17 protein-coding genes are annotated in these 20756 nt (G+C 70.2%); all 17 read left to right on the top strand.

Going from position 1 to position 20756, the window contains the following annotated elements; genetic code table 11:
- The first annotated feature begins 1 nt into the window (after window position 1).
- Entirely contained in the window at window positions 2–2746 is a 2745-nt protein-coding gene (locus ACZ5NH_RS43555; RefSeq protein ID WP_468783801.1) for a hypothetical protein, read from the top strand.
- Window positions 2747–2784: 38 nt separating this feature from the next.
- The gene (locus tag ACZ5NH_RS43550; RefSeq protein WP_468783799.1) at window positions 2785–3894 is read left to right on the top strand and encodes a C40 family peptidase; all 1110 of its coding nucleotides are present in this window, start codon (window positions 2785–2787) and stop codon (window positions 3892–3894) included.
- Window positions 3891–4541, top strand: coding sequence for a hypothetical protein (locus ACZ5NH_RS43545; RefSeq protein ID WP_468783797.1), 651 nt, complete (start codon window positions 3891–3893; stop codon window positions 4539–4541). The genes ACZ5NH_RS43550 and ACZ5NH_RS43545 overlap by 4 nt, the downstream gene beginning before the upstream one ends.
- Entirely contained in the window at window positions 4517–7141 is a 2625-nt protein-coding gene (locus tag ACZ5NH_RS43540; RefSeq protein WP_468783795.1) for an ATP/GTP-binding protein, read from the top strand. The genes ACZ5NH_RS43545 and ACZ5NH_RS43540 overlap by 25 nt, the downstream gene beginning before the upstream one ends.
- Window positions 7138–8109 carry a replication-relaxation family protein gene (locus ACZ5NH_RS43535; RefSeq protein ID WP_468783793.1) on the top strand — a complete coding sequence of 324 codons (972 nt, stop codon included), beginning with the start codon at window positions 7138–7140 and terminating at the stop codon, window positions 8107–8109. The genes ACZ5NH_RS43540 and ACZ5NH_RS43535 overlap by 4 nt, the downstream gene beginning before the upstream one ends.
- A gap of 820 nt (window positions 8110–8929) precedes the next feature.
- On the top strand, window positions 8930–9589 hold the full coding sequence (locus ACZ5NH_RS43530) for a hypothetical protein (RefSeq protein WP_468783791.1): 660 nt from the start codon (window positions 8930–8932) through the stop codon (window positions 9587–9589).
- A complete protein-coding gene (locus tag ACZ5NH_RS43525) occupies window positions 9583–10470 on the top strand; it encodes an ATP/GTP-binding protein (protein WP_468783788.1) in 888 nt (295 codons plus the stop codon). The genes ACZ5NH_RS43530 and ACZ5NH_RS43525 overlap by 7 nt, the downstream gene beginning before the upstream one ends.
- 47 nt (window positions 10471–10517) lie before the next feature.
- Window positions 10518–11201, top strand: coding sequence for an SAF domain-containing protein (locus ACZ5NH_RS43520; RefSeq protein WP_468783786.1), 684 nt, complete (start codon window positions 10518–10520; stop codon window positions 11199–11201).
- Window positions 11202–11204: 3 nt separating this feature from the next.
- Window positions 11205–12077, top strand: a complete 873-nt coding sequence (locus ACZ5NH_RS43515) for a hypothetical protein (RefSeq protein ID WP_468783784.1) — start codon at window positions 11205–11207, stop codon at window positions 12075–12077.
- Window positions 12070–13674, top strand: a complete 1605-nt coding sequence (locus ACZ5NH_RS43510) for a CpaF family protein (RefSeq protein ID WP_468783782.1) — start codon at window positions 12070–12072, stop codon at window positions 13672–13674. Before ACZ5NH_RS43515 ends, ACZ5NH_RS43510 begins: the two co-directional genes overlap by 8 nt.
- A gap of 43 nt (window positions 13675–13717) precedes the next feature.
- The gene (locus tag ACZ5NH_RS43505) at window positions 13718–14698 is read left to right on the top strand and encodes a type II secretion system F family protein (RefSeq protein ID WP_468783780.1); all 981 of its coding nucleotides are present in this window, start codon (window positions 13718–13720) and stop codon (window positions 14696–14698) included.
- Window positions 14695–15588, top strand: a complete 894-nt coding sequence (locus ACZ5NH_RS43500; protein ID WP_468783778.1) for a type II secretion system F family protein — start codon at window positions 14695–14697, stop codon at window positions 15586–15588. The genes ACZ5NH_RS43505 and ACZ5NH_RS43500 overlap by 4 nt, the downstream gene beginning before the upstream one ends.
- 18 nt (window positions 15589–15606) lie before the next feature.
- Window positions 15607–15795: a hypothetical protein gene (locus ACZ5NH_RS43495; RefSeq protein ID WP_468783776.1), complete on the top strand. Its 189-nt coding sequence runs from the start codon at window positions 15607–15609 to the stop codon at window positions 15793–15795.
- 34 nt (window positions 15796–15829) lie between these two features.
- Entirely contained in the window at window positions 15830–16249 is a 420-nt protein-coding gene (locus ACZ5NH_RS43490) for a TadE/TadG family type IV pilus assembly protein (protein ID WP_468783774.1), read from the top strand.
- Window positions 16246–16698 carry a TadE/TadG family type IV pilus assembly protein gene (locus ACZ5NH_RS43485; RefSeq protein WP_468783772.1) on the top strand — a complete coding sequence of 151 codons (453 nt, stop codon included), beginning with the start codon at window positions 16246–16248 and terminating at the stop codon, window positions 16696–16698. Before ACZ5NH_RS43490 ends, ACZ5NH_RS43485 begins: the two co-directional genes overlap by 4 nt.
- 68 nt (window positions 16699–16766) lie before the next feature.
- The gene (locus ACZ5NH_RS43480) at window positions 16767–17153 is read left to right on the top strand and encodes a pilus assembly protein TadG-related protein (protein ID WP_468783770.1); all 387 of its coding nucleotides are present in this window, start codon (window positions 16767–16769) and stop codon (window positions 17151–17153) included.
- 7 nt (window positions 17154–17160) lie between these two features.
- Window positions 17161–20559, top strand: a complete 3399-nt coding sequence (locus tag ACZ5NH_RS43475; RefSeq protein WP_468783768.1) for a LysM peptidoglycan-binding domain-containing protein — start codon at window positions 17161–17163, stop codon at window positions 20557–20559.
- Window positions 20560–20756 lie beyond the last annotated feature (197 nt).

The following is a 20756-nucleotide window of genomic DNA, read 5'->3' as shown; positions in this document are numbered from 1 at the left end:
GATGGTGCGACCAGAGCGCGGCATGCTTCGCTCGGCCGGCTTCGTGGTGCTGCTCACCGGCGTGTTCGTCCTGGTGAACACCCAGGTCGTGTACGCGGCCAGCAGCAGTGAGACCGGGGACCTGCTCTCCCCGCTGAACATCACCTCCTCCGAAGGGGTGCCGATCGACGGCTACGACCTGAACGCTTCGGGTGGCTCCATCGTCAACTTCAAGGGACAGGCCCTGGCCTTCGCGCTGTCCGGGCTGTTCACGCTGATCCGGCTGTTGGTCGGGCTGGCGGGGTGGGCCATCGAGCTGGCCTTCCGGTTCCCGCTGCTGAAGATCCTCATCCACCCGGCGCAGAAGGTCGCCGACACCTACGACCACATCGTCGTTGACACCCTCGGGCTGAAGGGTCTGCTGCTCACCTGGGCTTTCGTCTTCGCCGGTTTCATGATCGTGCGTGGCCGCATCGGCCGCGGACTGGGCGAAATCTTCCTGACCCTGCTGATCGGGGCGCTCGCCGCCTCTGCGGTCGTCCGCCCGGACTATCTGCTCACGCAGGACGGGCCGCTGGGCCAGACCCAGCAGGTGGCCGCCGAGGTGGCCCAGCAGTCCGTCAACTCCTACGACTGGGGCGGAAAGATCGCCAGCAAGGGCCCCTGCGACCCCATGGCCGGCCATGCGGAGATCAAGTGCGAACAGCGCCAGGGCGAAGGACCCATCTCCGCAGCGGAGGTGGCCCGTCCCCTCCAGGACTCGATCACCAACGCGCTGATCGTCAAGCCGTACATGCTCCTTCAGTACGGGCGCATCCTCGACCCGGCCAAGCCTTCCGACCGCAAGGCCTACGCCGTCCACCTCAAATGGATCACCGGCGGCTACACACCGCGCACCACCCCCTCGCAAAAGGCGCAGGACACGTGCAGCCGGATCCACGACGAGGCCAAGAAGTACTGCGAGGCCTCGATCGACGGCGGACCCGCCGACAAGAACAGTGACAACCTGCCCTCCCTCACCGCCGGGGGCGATCTGCTGGACTCCCCCAACGCGATCGTCACCGACGAGGACCGGTCCTTCGCGGCCTTCCTGGACGACATGAAGAAGGCGGGCCCGGTCGGCCAGGCCTGCGCCGACTACGCGGCAAAGCCCACCTGGTGGCGCGTCGGCGGAGCCTTCCTCCTGCTGATCGCCGCGCTGTTCATCTGCGGCATGCTCCTCTCGAGCGCGATCGTGCTGCTCGGCACCCAAGGGGTTTGCGCCGCGGCCGCGGCCGCCGGCGGGGTCACCTTCATCGCCGGCATGCTGCCCGGCCCGCCCCGGCAGTCGGTGTGGAAGTGGCTTTCCCTGTGGGGCATCGCGATCCTCGCCATGGTCGGCATCTGCGCCTTCGTCCCGTTCTTCGGCATCGCCGTGGACGCCACCATCACCAACGGCCCGCAGCTGATGGTGGAGCGGATCCTGCTGATCGACGTACTCGCCATCGCCGGCGCCGCCGGGCACCGACGGCTGCTGACCGGCGTCACTTCCTTCGGACGGCGCATGGCGATAAGGATGCGCTACGCCAAGGTCGGCGGCACCCACATGCCGGGCGACACCTCCGACCTCGGGGCCGCGCTCGCCATGAACTCCCCCACTGCAGGGGGCGGATACGCAGGCGGGTTGCGTGCCTTCACCGGCGGCGGTAGCCGGTTCGGGATGCTCGGCACCCGCCAGCGGCTGATGGGCGCGCTGACGTCCCTGTTCGACGGTGCAGGCATGCCCGTCGACACCGGCGGGCTGCTCGCGGACGCCACCGCCGAGGCCGGGCGCGGTCTCGCCCCGCTCACCGCAGCAGCGGCTGCGGGCGGGCTGGGAACGCGGCTCGGCGCGAAGGGCGCCTGGTGGCTGCTGGTCGGCCGCCATCCAGACAAAGAGCAACTGGCCCAGTGGCGCAAGCCCACTGCCAGCGGGGACCCGCAGGGCGGCAGTCCTTCGGGCGGCGGTTCAAACGGCCCGGGCGGCGACGGTGGTGGTCCGCGCAGTCCCGCAGGGCCGCCCGACCGGTACCGCAACGACCAGGGCCAGATCGTCGACCGCACCACCGGCCAAGTCCTGCACGACCAGAACACCGACCGCACGCTGCTGTCCACCCGCGCCCACAACCGGCTGGTCCGCTTCCGCGGCTACCGCATCCTGCACCGGGGCGGGCGAGTGGCCTACGGCGCGACGGCCGGGCTGCCGGCCACCGCCCGCCGGGGACGGACGGAGGGCTCGCGCTATGCCCAGGACGCCCGCCAGCAGGTGCGGGTGTGGGGCAACACCGTCCGCGAGGACGGCCGGGCGTGGCAGGACACGGGGCGTCATGTGTCCCGGGTCGTGAGGGAAGCCGACGACGCGGGCGGGACGGGCCCCTTCGTCAGCCGGCCCCTGCCCGCGCGTCCGGCACCGGCTTTGCGGCCGACCGGTTCCCCCCGTTCCCCGGGCCGCCAAGGGCCGGCCTCGCCAGGACCCACGCCGCCCGCCTCCCAGGCCGGATCCGGCACCACTGCGACGGCCCCGCCCGCTTCCCCGACGCGGCTCGGCGGCGGTGCGCCCCGGCCACCGGCGGGCTCGCCCCCCAACGGGCCCGGGCCCGTCCTCCCGGGAGGCGGAGGCACCGGTAACACCACCCGCGACGAGGCGCGGGCCCGGTTCCAGGAGCTGATGCGCAGGACCGAGGGCGACGCCGAGCGGCTGCGTCGCCGGCGTGACCTGCGGCGCGGGGAGGGCGGTGAGGGCGAGTGAGGCCGCCCCGGCGCCGCCTGGTGCGGTGGGGGTGTGTGGTGGCGCTGTTGATGTTCGCCGCCGTGTGCTGTGCCGTGCCGGCCCAGAACGCGATCAGCGCGTACATCGCTCTCAAGACCGGCGCGCAGGACGACGGCGGGATCGCCGAGGGCGGCAGCGCCGCCAACATCCCTCCCCGGATGCTGACCGCCTACAAGAAGGCGGTCCAGCAGGTAGGAAAGCATGTGCCGCAGTGCCGCGGCATGCGCTGGCCGATCCTGGCCGCAATCGCCAAGGTGGAGTCCAACCACGCCGTCGGCCACAGCATCGCCGACAACGGCGACATCCGCCCGAAGATCTACGGGGTGCTCCTCAACGGCTCCGGTGCGGGGGGCAACACCACGGTGGTCCCCGACAGCGACGGGGGCAAGTGGGACGGCACCTCGCAGGGTGACAGGGCCGTGGGCCCGTTCCAGTTCCTGCCCTCGACCTGGGAATCGATCGGCCAGGACGGCAACAACGACCACATCGCCGACCCGCACAACGCCGACGACGCCGCGCTCAGCGCCGCAATCTACCTGTGCGGCAACGGCCGCGACCTGACCCAGCGCGCCCAGCTCGAGGCAGCGATCCTGGAGTACAACCACTCGCAGGAGTACCTGGCGAACGTGCTGGGCTGGATCGACCAGTACACGGCGGCCGCCAAAGACCCGGACCTGAAGAACGTGACGGGGAAGGTCCGCACCGTGATCGAGGCGGCCCTCTCGCAGCGGGGCGTGCCCTACTCCTGGGGCGGCGGCAATGCCAACGGCCCGTCCTACGGGACCTGCTGCACCACCAGCGGCAAAAGCGGCGCACACATCAAGGGCTTCGACTGCTCGGGCCTCACGACGTACGCCTACGCCAGAGCCGGCGTCCTGCTGCCGCGTACGGCAGCCGCCCAGGCCGGTGTCGGTCAGCGGATCCCCGCCAGCCTGGGAAAGGACGCATTGAAGCCCGGTGACCTCGTCTTCTACGCCTACGCCCCGGACCGCGACTCCACGATCTTCCACGTCGGGATCTATCTCGGAGGCGGCCAGATGGTCAACGCCGCCCGCCCAGGCACGGTCGTACGCCTGGACGCGGTGGACGCCATGCCCGGTTTCGCGGGAGGTGCCCGGCTCCTATGACCACCAGCCCGCGCTCCCCGCGCTCCCCGGCCTTCCTGCTGATCACCACAGTGTTCCTGGCCTTCGCAGGAGCCGTCCTCCTGGGGCTGGGGCAGGCAACGCCCACGCGCCAGGCGGCCTCAACTCCCCCACGCAAGGCGGCCGTCACCGCCTCGCTGCCCGCCCCCAGGCGTCCGACGCCGCAAGCGACACACCACAACACCGAGACCGCCGCTGCTCCCCTACAGGGGAGCGGCGCATCACAGCTGCCGCCGCACGGCGAAGGCCCCGCTGGCGATGCGGCCGTCCAGCAGGCCTTGGAGGCCGCCTGGCCCGCCGACCTTCCCGCAGGCGACGAGCGCCGGTTGCTGGCCGCCGGGCGCGCTCTGCTGCGCGCGGACGCCACCGGGATCGGTCGGGCGAAGTGGCCCAGGGTCTTCCCCGACACCGGCCAGCACCTGGCCCCGGCGTTCGCGACGGCCCGGTTCCGGATCCAGGCGGCCATCGCCCGCCGCGACGGCGCCGACGACCAGGCGGTGGTGCACCTGGTGTGGGCCGGCGCCGATGACGGCGGCACCTTCACCGACGGCCGCATCACCGACTGGCACTTCACCCGCAGCACGTCTAAGGAAGGAGCGTCCACGTGGATCCCGCAGCCCCGTACCTGACCGGCCAGGCCACCGAGTCGGCGTCCGGGACGGTACTCGGCCTGTTCACCGGCATCGTGCACACGGCCGGCTGGGTGGTCACCTACTGGTGGGTGCCCGCCGGGGCCGCCGTCATCGTGTGGGTCGTGAGCGAGACGGTGGTGCGCCGCCTGGCGCGGAAGGCCTCGGCCGAGCGGATGGCGCTGGAGCTCGTGCCCTCGCGCCACTTCGACCCCGGCTTGGAGGAGATCTTCCGCCGGGGGGTACAGCTGGCCCGGGCGTCGACGAGTATGCCGTGGTGGGCGCCGCGCCGTACGAAGGCGGTGCAGATCCGGCTGCGGGCCGACGGTTCCAGCCCGTTGCGCTATCGCGTCGAAGGCCCCGTGGGCGGCGAACGTCTGCTGTCGATCACCCCGTTCGGCCCTGCCGTCACCGTGAATCGTGCCCGTCCCCTCGTCGACGAGCCCCGTGAGCACGTGGTGCGGGCGGAGTTCATCCTGCGTGGCAGACCCACCGCTCCGCTGCGTGAGGTACCCCTGGCTCCCGACCCGTTGCAGCCTCTGATCGACGCCGTCTGCGACCTGCGTGCCCAGCTGGGCGACCTGGCCGAGATCCGCCTCGACATACAGCGGGCCCCCAAGTGGGCGCTGCGGGCGCGCCGTCTGCAGCTGATGGCAGGCGCCCGCCGCGCGGAGCGGCGCGAGGCCCAGCGGGCCGCCCGCTGGGTGCGCAAGGACGCCATCGGCATCGAGGACTCGCTGATGTGGCAGCTGCAGCAGCTGGTCGCGGGCAAGCCGGGCGGGGGCGGGCGCCGTCTGGTCATGCCACCCGTTCCCCGCCGGGTGGATCCGGCCGACGCGCTGGGCAAGCTCGCCGAGGACGACCACCTGGTCCGCGTGCAGTTGCTCGTGATGTGCGCGTCGAACACCGAGGGCCGCGCCCAGGCCCGGCTCGCCCAGCTCCAGGCCGCCCTCGACGTGTTCGGCGGCGGTTCACGGTGGGCGATGCGCGGATGGCGCCTAGGCCCGTGGCGGTTCGGGGCCGACCGCTGGCCCAGCCGCCGCGGCTTCGAACGCCGCTGGACACTGGGGCACTGCCAGCCGCCCCGGCCGAACTGGGTGCGCCTTGAGGAGCTGACGGGGCTGCTCAAGCCGCCCACCGTGCACTGCCGGCTGCCGCTGCTCGCTTCAGACCTGCCGACCTTCGGGTACGCGGATCCCGAGCTGCTGCTGCAGGGCATCTACCGCAGCCCGGACGGCCGCAAGCGCCTGGTCGCCACCTACGCCAAGGAGACGCTGTTCGAAGTCGGTGTGGGCAAGGCCGGCGGCGGCAAGACCGAACGTGCTCTCGCTCAGGCGATCGGCTGGGCCCACGCCGGAGGCGGGCTGATGTTCGTCGACCCCCACCGCGACTCCTGGCCTCGCGCCCTGCCGTTCCTGGCCCACGACCACCTCATGCAGCGGATCGCGCTCATCGACCTCAACGCCAACGGGCCAGCCCCGCAGGTGAGTTCGTGGAACCCCCTGGGCATGCACCAGGGCCAGACGGCGCACGAGGTCGTCGAGGCAGTCACCGACGCCTACGCGGCCGCACTGGGCTGGGACGACGCCAGCGCACCCCGCGCGCTCACCCTCCTCACCGCCGCCCTGGCCGTGCTCGTGGCCGTCAACGAGGCCGCCTGCGCCGCAGGGCGGCCGCAGGACCAGGCCACCGTCTTCCACGTGCGATCCCTGCTCACCGACCCCGTCTTCCGCACCGCGGCACTGGCCGCAGTGGAAGGGCGCCTCGATGAGGAGACCCGCTCCTGGTGGCAGACCACCTTCCCCACGCTGCCCCCCGACGCACTCGGCGTCGTCCTCAACCCCATCGCCCGCCTCGCCGCCAACCCCGTCACCCGTGCCTTCCTCGGACAGCCGACCGGTATCTACAACATCCGCGCCGCGATGGACTCGCGGATGATCGTATGGGTGTGCCCAGGCGGGAACGGGCCCACCGACCGGCTGATCACCGCCCTGCTCGCCCGGGATCTGCTGCGCGCCGTGCGCTCCCGCCGCGACACCCCGGAAAACCAACGAGTGCCGTTCAGGCCGTACTTCGACGAGTTGATCACCCTGACCGGTGCCGCCCCGGAAACGATCGCCGCAATGTTCGAGGACTTCCGCAAGTACAAGGTCCACGTCCACGGCATGACCCAGCTGCTGGGCCGCCTGCCCCACCCGGTGCGGCTGTCACTGATCCAGAACGCCTCCACCTTGGCATCCACGGCCGGTTCGCAGTCCGCCATCGCCCCGATCACTGCGGAGTGGGGCGACAAGCCCAGCCCGCACGTCGTCGCCACCCTGGACCGGTTCGAGCACTACATGTCGCTGACGATCAACGGCCGCCGCATCGGCCCCGTCCGGATCACCGGCCCGCACCTGGACGAGGTGTTCGCCGACTACTCCCGTCCCCGCCAAACGGCGGCACTGGAGCGCTCGGCCCGGGCAACAGCCGGCGCGGCACCTCTGGAGACGCTCACGGCCCGGGCCGCCGACCAGCTCACCCGCGTGGGTGACTTCCTCGCCCAGCACGCCTCCACCACCGCACCGGCCGTACGGCTGCAGAAGAAGGGATACCAGTGACCACCGCCATCGAAACCGAGTCGTCCAGGCGCACGCCAAGCCCCATCGAGCCGCTGCCGCATCAGCTCCTGGCCGCACTCGGCCAGCACCGGATGGCGACCACGCATCAGCTCCACGACCTGCTGCGGCCCGACGCGACACGGCAGACCGTCTCCACGCCACTGAACAAACTGCGCCGCGAGGGCCTGGTGGACTACACGGTGCTGCCAGCCTCCAACCGCTCCCGTGCCTGGTACCTGACGAGCGAGGGTGCACGGCTGACCCGGGACTTCCCCGCGCTGCGCGGCCGGCCCCCCTATCCGATCACCTCGGCCACAGCTGCCTCATTGAAGACGCCGCACACCCTGACCGTGCTCCGCACCCACCTGGCGTTCGTCGCCGACGCCCGCCGGCGCGGCGACGAACACGGCCACCTGGACTGGACACCCGAGGTCTCCCACCCACTCAGCGACGGCGAAAAGATCATCACAGACGCGGTGATGCACTACACCCTCATAGGCGACGACCAGCGGACCAAGCTCCGGGCATTCATAGAGGTCGACCGGGCAACCATGGCCAGCGAACGGCTCGCCTCCAAGCTGATCGAGTACGCGCGCTTGTGGTCCTACGAACCGCAGACCGTCGGCCGGCCACGCTCGCGGCAGCCAGCCGCTCCCGGGCCGGCGTGGCTGCGCTGGTACCCCGTCTTCCCCCGGGTCCTGTTCGTGCTGACCGGGGCCTCCCGGTACACCCTGAACAACCGGATCAGCGACCTACAGGCCATGGTCACACAGCACCCCCTCGTGGGCACCCTGGCCCGGCAGGTACCGATGGGCGCAGCCATCCTCAACGACCTCGAAGACCAGGCACCCACCGGCGACGTGTGGGTACCTCTTGCAGGTGGCGAGGCCCGGCCGTGGACCGAGCTGCGCCACCACACACCCTCTGGCCGAATGTCGCAGCCTTGCAACCACACCCAAGACTCTTGATATTTGCTCATGCGAACACGTAGGTTGCTTTCATGCACTGAGGTAGCAGACACCAACTACGGTAGATGAAGCAGATTGTAAGGGATTCAACATGTCACGAACGCCCGACAGTATTTGCAGCCCTGAAGAGAGCCGTGCCGGCCACTGGCCGGTTCGGACGCAGTCCGTCTCACGCATCGGCAGCGCCCACGTGATCCAGTCAACGGGCGACTTCAGCACAGAGGACCTGCACCTGGTGCACCGCCGATTCCCAGGCTGGCACCTAGCCCTCGACGGCGACGTGATCACCGTATGGCCCTCACTCCGACAGCAGGACCGAGACGTGGACGTCGCCCCTGCCCCCGTTTACCAGGCACGGTCCCGGCCACGCAATGACCGGCTCCAGCCCCCCATCCAAAGGAGACAACCGCATGACCAGTTGAGATAGTGCAGCGGGCCCCAGGCACCTCACTGCGCTCCCGATCAGCATCGGCCCGGCCCAGGCGACCGTCGTCCGTCCCGACAGCGGACGAGAAAACCGCCCACCGACCGCTGCACCCGATGGACGCAGCCTGTCGCGGAGAATTCGTTCCCGCTCACAGCAAGCCCACGGCCTCCGTCCAGCCCGGCGAAGACGTCCCGAGATATGCGGGCGCGACGAGCGAAGGCGCAGAACTGCAAATCAACATCTGGCTCCGAAAGTGACCGGATATGCCCGCAGTTAAACGTGTGAACTCAAGTATTGAGCTGGGAAGTTGACTGGCATATGCGTAACCTTGGCGGCTACGCAAACGCATTATCGCAGCTAGATCAGCCCGCAGACTTGGCTCACCGGTCGTCGGTGGCCAAGGCAACGGTCATCGCGCACCGCGTCGTACGGGGAGACAACGTGACACGAGCACCACGACCCTCGGCAGAGCTCACCGCCGTTCGCTTCCGAAATCTCGCCGCCTCGTCCCTCATGCTGTGCGCCGCGCTCACCTTGTCCGCGTGCAGTTCCTCCGACGAAGGCAGCAAGAACTCTGCGCGGACGTCGCCCCCCGCGCCGTCCGCACCGGCGTCGACGGCCTCGGCGGACCCGGACGCACCTGAGAAGGAGGCCGTCCTCAAGACCTATGACAACATGTGGGCCGAGCAGATGAAGGCGTATAAGAAGGCGGACGCCACAGGCACCGACCTGACGAAGTACGCGTCGCTCGATGCGCTGGCCAAGTTTCGTCTGGACCTGGCCCACATGAAGCAGGCCGGGACCGTCGGCGGCGGCGAAGTCGGCCACACCCCGAAGGTGTCGTCGATCGACCTCACCACCAAGCTTCCCAAAGCCACCGTGACCGATTGCATCGACCTGACCAACTGGAAGGCGAGGCAGGTCAAGACCGGGCAGGTCCTTCCGTTGCCGACCAATCAGCCCAAGCGCTACATCGCCATCGCCAAGGCTGAGCGCTGGAAGGGCGGATGGATGATCGTCGACTACAGCCCGGATGGTGAGCGGCCATGCTGAGACACGTCGCGGCCGCCGGCGCCACTGCGCTCTTGGTCGCTGGCTTCTTACCCGCGGTTGCACACGCGGGCGACGATCCGTCGGCAAACCCGCGGTGCGGCAACTCGCAGATCCTGGTCACCGTGTGCGCAAGCGACACCAAGAGCGCGCCGGAGTCATCCGGCAGCTCCGACGGCTCGCAGCACGGTGCCAGCACCGCGAGCTCGAGCAACAGCTCCCCAGACGACTGCACCTACACCAAGCTCGTCCCTCAGCCTCCGCCGGAGAACCTGGCTATGCAGGATGGCAAGCGCCAGGGCGGCAACGGAGCGGTCTACCAGGTCTATTGCCCATCGACGGGCCGCTTTGGCGTGGTATGGATCCCTGCTGGGCAGAAGCAGCCAGCCGCGCCCCAGATCGACCCGGAGGTCCTCGCCCGCCGTGCCGTGGACTCGATGAAGTTGGTCGGTCCGAAAGTGGCCAGCCCGAAGGCCGACGGCAAGTACGTGGTCGGTATGCCCATGTGGTTGTGGGTGGACCAGACGCAGACCACGTACGGCCCCAATAGCGCCACCGCTTCGGCGGGCGGGGTGACTGTCACGGCAACTGCGGAGGTCTCCTCGATCAGCTGGAAGATGGGGGACGGCACCGAGGCCGTGGTGTGCAACGGGCCCGGCACCAAGTACACGCCGTCCATGGGCAAGGCCCACTCCCCGGACTGCGGCCACGTCTACGACAAGGCCTCCACCGACGAAGCAGGCGGGAAGTTCCACGGCACCGCGACAGCCACCTGGACCGTCAACTGGCAGGTGACCGGTGGGCCGGCTGACGCCGGATCTTTCAACGAGGTACGCCAGACCCAGTTCACGGTCGATGTACGCGAGGTGCAGGTCCTCAACTGACATAGCGCAACGTGCCCGAACGAACGCCTGAAAGGTCTGTGTCCGTCATGGATTCTGCTGCGCCGACCATGCCGCGCCCGAATGACTCGGGCCGCGCCGACCTGCCGATCACCACTACGGCGCCCGTCAAGCGGGAACGCCGCTGGTCGGTGGCGGCTTTGTGCATCGTGCTGGCGGTGGTTTGTGCCCTGGGCGCGGCATGGGCCGTCAACTCCGCCAGTTCGCGTACGAAGGTCCTCGCCGTCGCGCACGATGTCCCGGCCGGCCAGGTCCTGACGGCAGCGGACGTCACCGTCGCCGAGGTCTCCGCAGACGCGGCACTGACCCCGCTGCCAGCGTCTGACAAGGCGTCGGTGGTGGGCAAGCGGACGGCCGTCGACCTGCGCCAGGGCGGGCTTCTGCTCGCCTCGCAGTTGACCCTCGGCACTGGCTTGGGTGATGACAAGCAGCAGGTCGGCGTCCTGGTCAAGCGTGGCCAGGCACCGGCCGGCACCCTGTTCCCCGGCGACAAGGTTCTCGCGGTCAACACGCCTGCCCAGGGCAGCACGACGACAGCGAAGGACGACCCCAGCGCCTCGTCAATCGACGCCGTGGTGGTGTCGGTGTCCCGCCCGGACGCCTCCGGTGCGGTCGTCGTCAACCTCGCCGTCGGCACGAGCGACGGCCCGGCGCTGGCCAGCCTCGCCTCCCAGGGCCGCGTCGCGCTCGTACGGGAACCTCGGAGCAACTAACCGATGCCCGTCACCACACTCGTCTCCGCGAAGTCCTGCGGCGTGACCGCCACCGCGCTCGCTCTCACCCTTGCCTCCAAACGAGCCTCCCTGCTCGCCGAGTGCGACCCGGCCGGCGGCACCATCCGGGCCGGGCTGCTCGGAGGCCAGGTCAGCGCCGACTTCGGTCTCTACCACCTCGCTCGCGCCGAGCGCACCGGGCCCGAGGCCCTCGCCAACGCCTTCGCCTCCCACCTGTGGCCCCTCGACCAGGCCGGGCACCGCAAGCTGCTGCCCGGCCTGACCGATCCGGCCCAGGCCGCCGCCCTCGCCCGCACGTGGCCCGCTCTCGCCGATGTCCTGCACGTCATGGCCCAACAAGCAGGCCACGACGTCTTCATCGATGGCGGACGCCTCGCCCTGGAGGCCGGCCACCTCCACCCGACCCTGACCCCGGCCTCGCTGCTGTACCGGGCCGACCTGGTCCTGCTCGTTGTGCGGGGCACCGAGCAGTCCCTCGCCCTGGCCCGCCACGTCATCCCCCCGCTGCGCACCGCACTGCACGAACAGGGTTCTGGTGCCGATGCGCTTGGCCTGTTGCTGATCGAAGAGGGCACCTTCCGGGCCCACCAGGTCGGCGAATCCCTGCAGACGCCGGTGATCGCAGCCCTGCCCTACGCCCCGGACGTCGCCCACTACCTGACCGCCGGCGGCAGCCCGCCCCGGGGCTACGGGCGTAGCCCGCTGTTACGGCACGCCCGCACCGCCACGGAGCAGATCGAGGCCGCGGCGTCGCGCCGCCACCTCCAGCAGCAGTATCCTCCTGCCGCTCCCCAACTGGCCGGGATCCTGCAGCGGTTGAACCGGCAGCACGACGGGGGTGTGACGCATGGCTGACACCCATCAGCGTCCGGGCGTCAACGGCCATCAGCCGGCCATGGGCCGCGACGACATCGCCGGCCTGCTTGCCGGACACCTCACCCAGCGCGCCGCGCCCGAGATGCGTCCTGTGCCCAGCGCGCCGCCGGTGATGCCGCCGGTGGTTCCGCCGGCCCGGATCGACCCGGCTGCGGTGCCTCGCCTGGCTGGCCTGCCCGGTGAGCTGCCGGTGGGCTGGGAGGTCGTCGAGACGCTGCAGGCTGAGGTCTCCAAGCAGCTGACTGTTCGGGACCCTCAGCGGCTCATGGAGGAAGCCGACCGGCGGGCGCTCGCCCGCTCCCTGGTCACCACCGCGGTCGCGGACTGGGCCGCCAAGTACGCGCAGGCCAACGTGCCCCTCACCGAGGCGCAGGAACAGGCTATTGGCACTGCGGTCTTCGACTCCATGTACCGCGGCGGACGACTGCAGAGCCTTCTGGATGAGGACGGCGTGGAGGACGTCATGGTCGACGGGCTGCGCGCGCACGTCGAATACCTCGACCGGCCGCGCCGCACCATCGATCGGGTCGCCGACTCCCACGAGGAGCTCATCGCCTGGGTCAACCGGATGGCCCGCCTTTCTGGCCACGGCGAACGCGGCCTGACCCAGACCACCCCCATGGTGGGCTTCCGTATGCCCGACGGCTCTCGCGTGACCGCCTCGATGCTCACGAGCCGTCCTTCGGTCGTCATCCGCAAGCACCGCCTGCGCGACACCGGCTTGGACGAGCTGCGCCAGTGGGGCACCCTCAACCCGATCCTGACCTACTTCCTGCGGGCCTGTGTCCAGGCCCGGATGAACCTGCTCGTGGTCGGCGACATGGGCGCCGGCAAGACCTCCCTGCTGCGCGCGCTCGGCCGGGAAATCCCCGCAGACGAGCGCCTGGTCACCTTGGAGTCCGACCGCGAGTTGTACCTGGACGAACCGGCCGCCTCCGGCCGGCCCGGCCCCGTCACCTACGCGTTCGAAGCCCGGCAGAGCAACGGCGAGATCCTCGGCGACAAAATGGCCGGCGAGATCACGATCTCCGACATGTTCGCCACCGCCCTGCGCTACAACGCCACCCGTGTCGTCGTCGGTGAGGTCCGCTCCACCGAGATCGTGCCGATGCTGCAGGCCATGTCGGCCGGCGGTTCCGGATCGATGTGCACGATGCACGTGCGCCGCCCGCACGCGATCATCAGCCGCCTGGTGCAGCTGTGCACGGAGGCCGGCATGGCCACCGAGGCAGCCCACCACCTCATCGCCGCCTCCATCGACGTCGTCGTCTACATCGCCTACGACTGGGACGACGTGAAGTACGGCGGCCGCAAGCACCGCTACATCAGCCACATCTACGAGGTCCACGACGTCGTCGGTGAAGGCGGCCGACCCACCACCACCGAGATCTTCGGCCCCGCCGGCCCGCAGGAGCCACGCGCAGTCCTCAAGAACATGCCCTCCTTCATCAGCGAGCTGGAGAACAAGTCCCGGTTCCCCGACCTCGAGGGCAGCCCGTCCTTCCACCGCGCCTGGCTGACCGACAATCCACTCGGCGCGTGGGGCGGGCCCCTGCAGCGAAAGGGCCCCTCATGACGCGACCCGTCCCCACCCTTCGGGCACGCACGGGGGAGGCACAGTGACCATTTCCGAACTCGCTTTGATGGCAGCCCTGTTCGCCGTTCTTGCCGTGTCCGCCGTCATCGCCCTGGTGCGCGAGATCCGCGGCCGCACGCCCGATCCACTCAAACCACGCCGCCAGGTCGCCGCCCGCCTGCAGCGCGCACGGGCCGAGCTGCCGGAGAAGTGGCAGGCCCGCTGGCGCTACCTAGTCACCCTCGCTGGCGTCGTCACCCTCGGGGTGTGGGCCTACACGGGCTGGCCCGTCCACGGCCTGCTCGCCGGAGCCGCCGTCCTCGGCCTCCCGTTTGTCCTCAACCCCGGCGTCTCCGCGCAGGCGCGCATCGAACGCCTGGAGGCCCTAGCCCAGTGGCTCAACCACCTTGCTGGTGTGCACACCGCGGGCATCGGCCTGCCGGCCACGATCCGTGCATCGGCGAAGAACGCCCCCGCACCGATCGCCGCGAACGTCCGCGCCCTGTCCGAACGGCTACGCGTCGGCATGGAGGCACACGACGCCTTCGACCTGTTCGCCGCCGAAATGGCCGACGGCGTCTTCGACCACGTCGTGCTGCTCTTCCAGTCCCACGCCGTCTACAAGGGCCCGGGCCTCGCCGACGCGCTCGAAGCCCTGGCCGTCACCATCCACCAGCAGGCCGCTGACGCCCGCGACGTCGAGGCCGACCGGGCCAAAGTCCGCAAAAGCGCCCGCATGGTGTCCACTGTCGTCCTCATCGTCGTCCTCGGCTGCATGCTGAACCAGGGCTGGTCGGGCTGGTACCAGACGCCAGCAGGGCAGGTGGTCCTCGCCCTCCTCGGCGCCGGCTTCGCCTGGACGCTGGTGCTGCTGCGCCGTATCGCGCGCACCACCCCCGACCCGCGTCTGATCGAGATCGACAAGCACGAAACGCGCGACATCGTCCTCGGCTACTCCTTCGGCGCCGACCAGACGCCTGAGCACTCCTGGGCATCTGCCGCCCAGAAGGGAGACGCACCGTGATTCCCCTCGGCGTCATTGCGCCCGCGGCAGCCGCCGGTGTCCTGCTCGGCTTGGGCGTGCGCGCCGCCTGGCCCGCAAAGCCCGATCTGACCAGCGTCCTGGACCGTCTGGACGCCGGCAAGGTGCCCACCACCCTGCCCAGCGACGCCCTCGCCCCCACCGGATCGCTGCCCGAACGCGTCGGCAACCGGCTCCTGACCGCCTTCGGCGACCGCATCGCCCTGCCGATGCGCGATTTGAACCTGCTGCGTATCAGCCCGGCCGAACACCTTGGGAAGAGAGCTCTGTTCGCCCTCTACGGCTTGATCGTTCCGCAGCTGCTGCAGGCCATGCTCGCCCTCGCTGGCGCACCGTTTCCCTACGTCGTCCCGGCAGGCCTCTCCCTCGGGCTGGCCGCGCTGTTCTGGCTGTGGCCGGGCCGCGAGGTCGCCAAAGAGGCAGCCGAGGCCCGCCTGATCGTCCGGCACGCAGCCGCCTCCTACCTCGAGCGCGTTGCTTTGGCCCGGGTCGCCAACTCCGGTGCCGCCCAAGCCCTGACCGACACCGCCCGGGTCGGCGAGAACTTCATCTTCGAGCGGATGCGGCAGGTCTTCCACCAGGCCGACCTCGCCGGCGTCACTCCGTGGGACGCCTTGAAACAGCTCGGCGAGGAGCTCGACATCCCTGAACTCACCCGGCCCGCCGACACCCTCGCCCTGGCTGGGGACGGAGCCGCCGTCTACACCACCTTGCAGGCGCAGGCCCGGCAGCTGCGCATCGCGCTGCTGTCCGACCAGAAGGCCAAGGCCAACGAGGCCTCCGCCGCCATGATCCTGCCGGTCACCTTCGGGGTCATCCTCATGATCACCTTCGTGATGATCCCCCTGACGATCACCATTCTCGGCAGCTGACCCAAAAGGAAGAACACGATGGACCTCACCTACCTCACGACCCTGCTGCGGGCCCGATGGGGACAGCTCAAGAACGCTGGTGACACGGGCCAGTCCACCACTGAACTCGCCGTCATGGCAGCCGTCCTGATCGTGGTGGCCGGACTCGTGGTCGCCGCCATCAGAACAAAGGTTCTGGAGAAGATCGGCATCATCAACGGAGGCTGAGCGGCGAATCCACGACGAGGGAGGGACGAAAACGGTGAAGGCGCACAGGCGCAGCGGCCGCTGGCGGACACTGGCCGCCCGGCTGCGTTCGGATCGCGGGAACGGCAGCGTGGAGGTCGCCGTCCTGGCTGTCGTGGTGCTGATGCTGGTCTTCACGATCATCCAGGTCGGCTTGTACTACCACGCCCGCAAGGTCGCACAGTCCGCCGCGCGGCAAGGCGTCGACACCGGGCGCCGGTTCGGCTCCAGCCCCGGCGACGGCGTCGCCCAGGCACAGGGCTTCCTCGCCAAATTCGGCGGCAGCGTGCGCAGCGCGTCCGTCTCCTCGGCCGGCAGCACCGCCGAGGAGCTTCACATCACGGTCACCGGGCACGTCGCCACCCTCGTCCCCGGACTGGAACTCACCGTCACCCAGGACGCGCACGGCCCGATCGAACGCTGGACAAACCCATGATCCGCCTCCGTACGTCCGCGAGCCGCCGCGCAGGCCGTGACCGGGGCAGCGCCTCACTGGAAGTCGTGGTGATCGCCCCGGCCATCATCGCCCTGCTCGGCCTGATGATTGCCTTCGGCCGTGTCGTCGACGCCGACGGGGCCGTCGACGCAGCCGCGCACGCTGCGGCCCGAGCGGCCTCTCTCGAGCGCGATGCCGCCAGCGCCCAGGCCCAGGCCCGGGCGGCCGCGGAGGACAGCCTCAGCGGCGACGGCGTCACCTGCCAGACCACCGACGTGACGGTCGACACCTCCGGCTACTCCCTCGACGTCGGCCAGGCCGCCACCGTCACCGCCACCATCTCGTGCACCGCGCGCCTGTCGGACATCGGGCTGCCCGGCCTGCCCGGGTCCAAGACCCTCACGGCATCGTTCACCAGCCCGATCGACACCTACCGGGGGCGGCAATGATCCACGCCGTACGGAAGCTGCCGGCCGGCTGCCGCGCCGAAGCCACCTCTCGAGGCGACCGCGGTTCCATGTCGCTGTTCCTGGCGCTGTCCGCACTCGCCATCCTGATGGTCATGGGGCTGCTCGTCGACGGCGGCGGAGCGCTCAACGCCTCCAATCGGGCCACCTCCCTTGCCCAAGAGGCTGCCCGCGCTGCCGGCGAGCAGGTCGATGCCGCCCAAGCGATCCAGGGCACCGCCATCACCATCGACCCCGACGCAGCGCGCGGAGCCGCCCTGGACTACCTCGCCGCCGGACATGTGCAGGGAGACGTACAGATCACCGACGGCGGGCAAACGCTGGCGGTGACCGTCCACGACACCTACGCCACGCACTTCGCATCCCTGCTCGGCGTGAGCACGATCCACGTGGACGGCACCGCGACCGCCCACCTGCAAACCCAAGCCGGAGGCTGAGCCACTCATGGCACCCCGCACCCCCAAGCCACTGCGCGCCGCCGGCGCACTGCTGCGTGCCCTGATCGGCCTGATCCTCCTGATCGACCTGGTCGGCGGCGTCCCCCTCGCCCTGCTCACCCTCGGCCACCAGCCCACCGAACTGTCCGGCGGCCTCGACCTGCTCCTCCAACAGGACGACGGCAGCCTGTGGCTGGTCGCACTCACCCTCATCGGCTGGGCCGCTTGGGCCGCGTTCACCTTCAGCGTCGCCCTCGAAGTCGTCGCCGTGGCTCGTCGCCGCTCCGCCCCACGTATCCGCGGCCTGGGCAGCATGCAGTCCCTGGCCAGCTTCCTGGTCGGCGGCATCGTCCTGCTGGCCCCGACCGCCGCATCAGCCGCCACCACTACACCCGCCATCGCCATCACCCAAACCGTGAGCAGCCCCGCCCCGAGCGCCGCAGCCACACCAAGTGGCACGCCCAGTGTCGATGCCAGTTCCCCCACGCACACTGTCACGTCGGCCACCGAGACCCCGTGGCACCTCGCCGAGACCTATCTCGGCAACGGTCAGCGCTGGAAAGACATCGCCGCCCTCAATCCCGACATCCCCGAACTGACTGCCGGCGACCAGTACGTGCCGAAAGCGGCGGTCATCAAGCTCCCCCTCGACGCCCGGACCTCCGCCCCCGCCACCAGCGACGCAGCGGACAACAACACCTCCGAAGCCTCGGCATCAGAAGGGGTGCGCACACAGCTGAGTGCCAGTGCGCCGGCCGCCTCCGAAAAGAGTGAACACGTGGTCACCGCGCGGGACGGCGACTACCTGTCAAAAATCGCCAAAAAGGAACTCGGCGACGGCAACGCCTGGCCGCAGCTGTACGAGGCCAGCCGGGGCAAACCCCAACCGGACGGCCTCCCCGAGATCACCAACCCGAATGTGATCTACCCGGGGCAGCAGATCACCGTGCCTGACGCCCCATCCGACCGGCACGATCAGGCCCAGGGCACCGGGCGCAAGGGCGATGGGCATGCCGACAACTCCGGCAGCCGCCCGCACACGCCCCCGTCCACCACGACTGGCCACGACCAGCAGGACGAAGGGCACAGCGAGGGCAGGAAGCCGGCACCCTCACCGAGTTCGAACGCATCAGCATCCTCCACGCCCGGCACGCAGCCCGGCCAGGAGCAACAGGTGCCGCCCGCAGCGTCCCGGCCCTCTGCCAGCGCCTCCGCACCGGCGTCCGCCGCTGCGTCCGCACCCGGCTCCTCTGCCGCTGCAACTGGCTCCCAGGCGCCGACGTCGTCGGCAAGCAGCCCGCTGCAGCTGCGCACGGTCCTAGGCGCCGGCGCACTGCTGGCGGCCGCGATCACCGGGGCGCTCGCTGTACGCAGGCTGCTGCAGCGCCGCCGCCGCAAGCCCGGCGAGACCATCGCCATCGCTCCGGAGACCTCGCCCGCGGAGGCGCAGCTGACGGCCGCCGCCGAACCGGGCGGTGCGACCCGTCTGGACCTGGCGCTGCGTACCCTGGCGCACCTGGCGGCGCAGAACGGCACCCGCGTGCCCGACGTGCGAGCCGCGCGGATCGGAGCCCGCACGCTTTACGTCCTGCCGCAGGATCCGGCTCTCGCGCCGCAGGCGCCATTCGCCCCCGGGCAGGCCGGCTGGTGGCTGCTGCCCGCCGACGCCGAACTCCTTGATGAGGAGGACGCCCGCGGGGTGCCGGCACCATACCCGAGCCTGGCCACGGTGGGCAGTACCGCCTCCGGTGACCTTGTGCTGGTCAACCTTGCCCAGGTGCCCGCCGTGCTGCTGGACGGCGAGCCGGTACGCATCACCGAGGTATGCACCTCCCTTGCCCTGGAACTGGGGATGAGCCCGTGGGCGGGCGAGGTCGAAGTGGTCACCGTGGGGTTCGGCGAGGACCTGCCGCAGCTGCTGCCGACCTGCCGGATCGCCCACATGCGGCAGCCTGCCCATGCGCTGCGGGATCTGACCGAGCGGCTGCTGGAGGCCCACCAGATGCCCGACGCCAGCCACCAGCCCTATCTGCTGCTGTGCGCGGCCGCCCTGGACGCGGACACTGCCTGGCAGTTCGCCGACGTGATCGACAAGGCCGGCGACGTTCCCGTCACGCTCATCGCCCCGGCCAGCTCAGCCGCCGCGCACTTCCACGAAGCGGAAATCATCAACGCCTCCCTCAGCACGCCGCAGTACCTCGACTCCATCGGTACACAGATCACGGTGCAGCGCCTGGAGCACGCAGCCTTCCAGCAGATCGCCACAGCGCTCGCCCTCTCCGGACAACCCGCCGAACCGGCCCAGGGGCCGTGGCAGGAGGTTCCTGACGAGCCGGCCACGACGGCGCAGCCCGCTCCGGCCACGCCAGAGGAACCCGCTGCCCCACGCTCCACCGGCAAAGAGGACGACACACCGCAGATGGCCCCGGTGGGCGTGAGCGCGGGCGGTGGCGAGGTGTTCCCCGCCCTGCTGGCCGCCTCCGCCGATCCGGCCGCACTGCGCCTTCTGCCCGCCGCACCACGCCAGGCCGATCCCGACGAGGACTCCCCCGCAGACCCGCCGCCAACCGAGACGGAGCTCGCCCCGGCCGCCCAGGCCCAGCAGCCGGAGAACAGCACCACCCCAGGCGACAGCCCGGGCGGGGCACACGACCTGCACGCGCCGGAAATCCGGGTGCTGGGACCGGTCGAGGTGGACCGCGTGGCCAGCACCGGCCACGGCCCGCGCATCGCCCAGCTCGCGGCGCTAATGTTCTTCCGCCCCGGCCGCACTGCCGACGTGCTGTGCGCCGACATGGACCCGCTCCACCCGTGGTCGCCGACCACCCTGAACGCCCGGCTGCAGGGCCTGCGCCGCGCCCTGGGCAACGACCCGGCCGGCAACGCCTACGTGCCACGCCGCCGCACCGGCGACGACCCCTACCGCCTATCCCCCGCCGTCCGCTGCGACTGGACCCGCTTCCTCCAGCACGCCGAACGCGCCCTGCCCCAGGGACCAGCCGGCCTACCAGACCTGGAAAAAGCCCTCACTCTCGTGCGGGGCCGTCCGTTCGGGACGCGGCCGCTGCCCTGGGCCCAGCCCCACCAACAAGAGATGATCACCCGGATCATCGACGTCGCACACACCGTCGCCACCTACCGCACCCCGCCCGGCCCCCACCACGACCTCAACCTCGCCCGGCAGGCCGTGGCCACCGGACTCGAAGCCGACGACAGCGCTGAACTGCTCTACCGAGACTGGATGCGCATCGAACACACCGCAGGCAACCGCTCCGGACTCCACACCGCCATCACCCGCATCCAACAAGTCAACCGCGACCTGGACTGCTCACTCGAGATCGAAACCGAACAACTCATCAACGAACTCCTGGGCGGCCCCGGCACGGCAGTGCGCAAGGCCCAGTAGGCAGGGACTGCTCGGTTCTTGAAGGCTCCCCTCCCTGAAGGGAGGAAAGCCTTCAACGCCGACGCGCCGATGGCGAAGCCACAATATTGTGGTCTGTGAAACCTGAGCTGCACCCCGTTTCGTGGAGTCCCTGAAGCCAGGCTTATGATCCTGGCCCGAAGGAGAACCACGAGCAGTGCCAGCACCACGTAAGTACC

The organism is Streptomyces sp. NPDC031426 (genome assembly GCF_055581585.1).
Note: the sequence above shows the minus strand (reverse complement) of the source record. Positions and strands in the feature narration are given on the sequence as shown.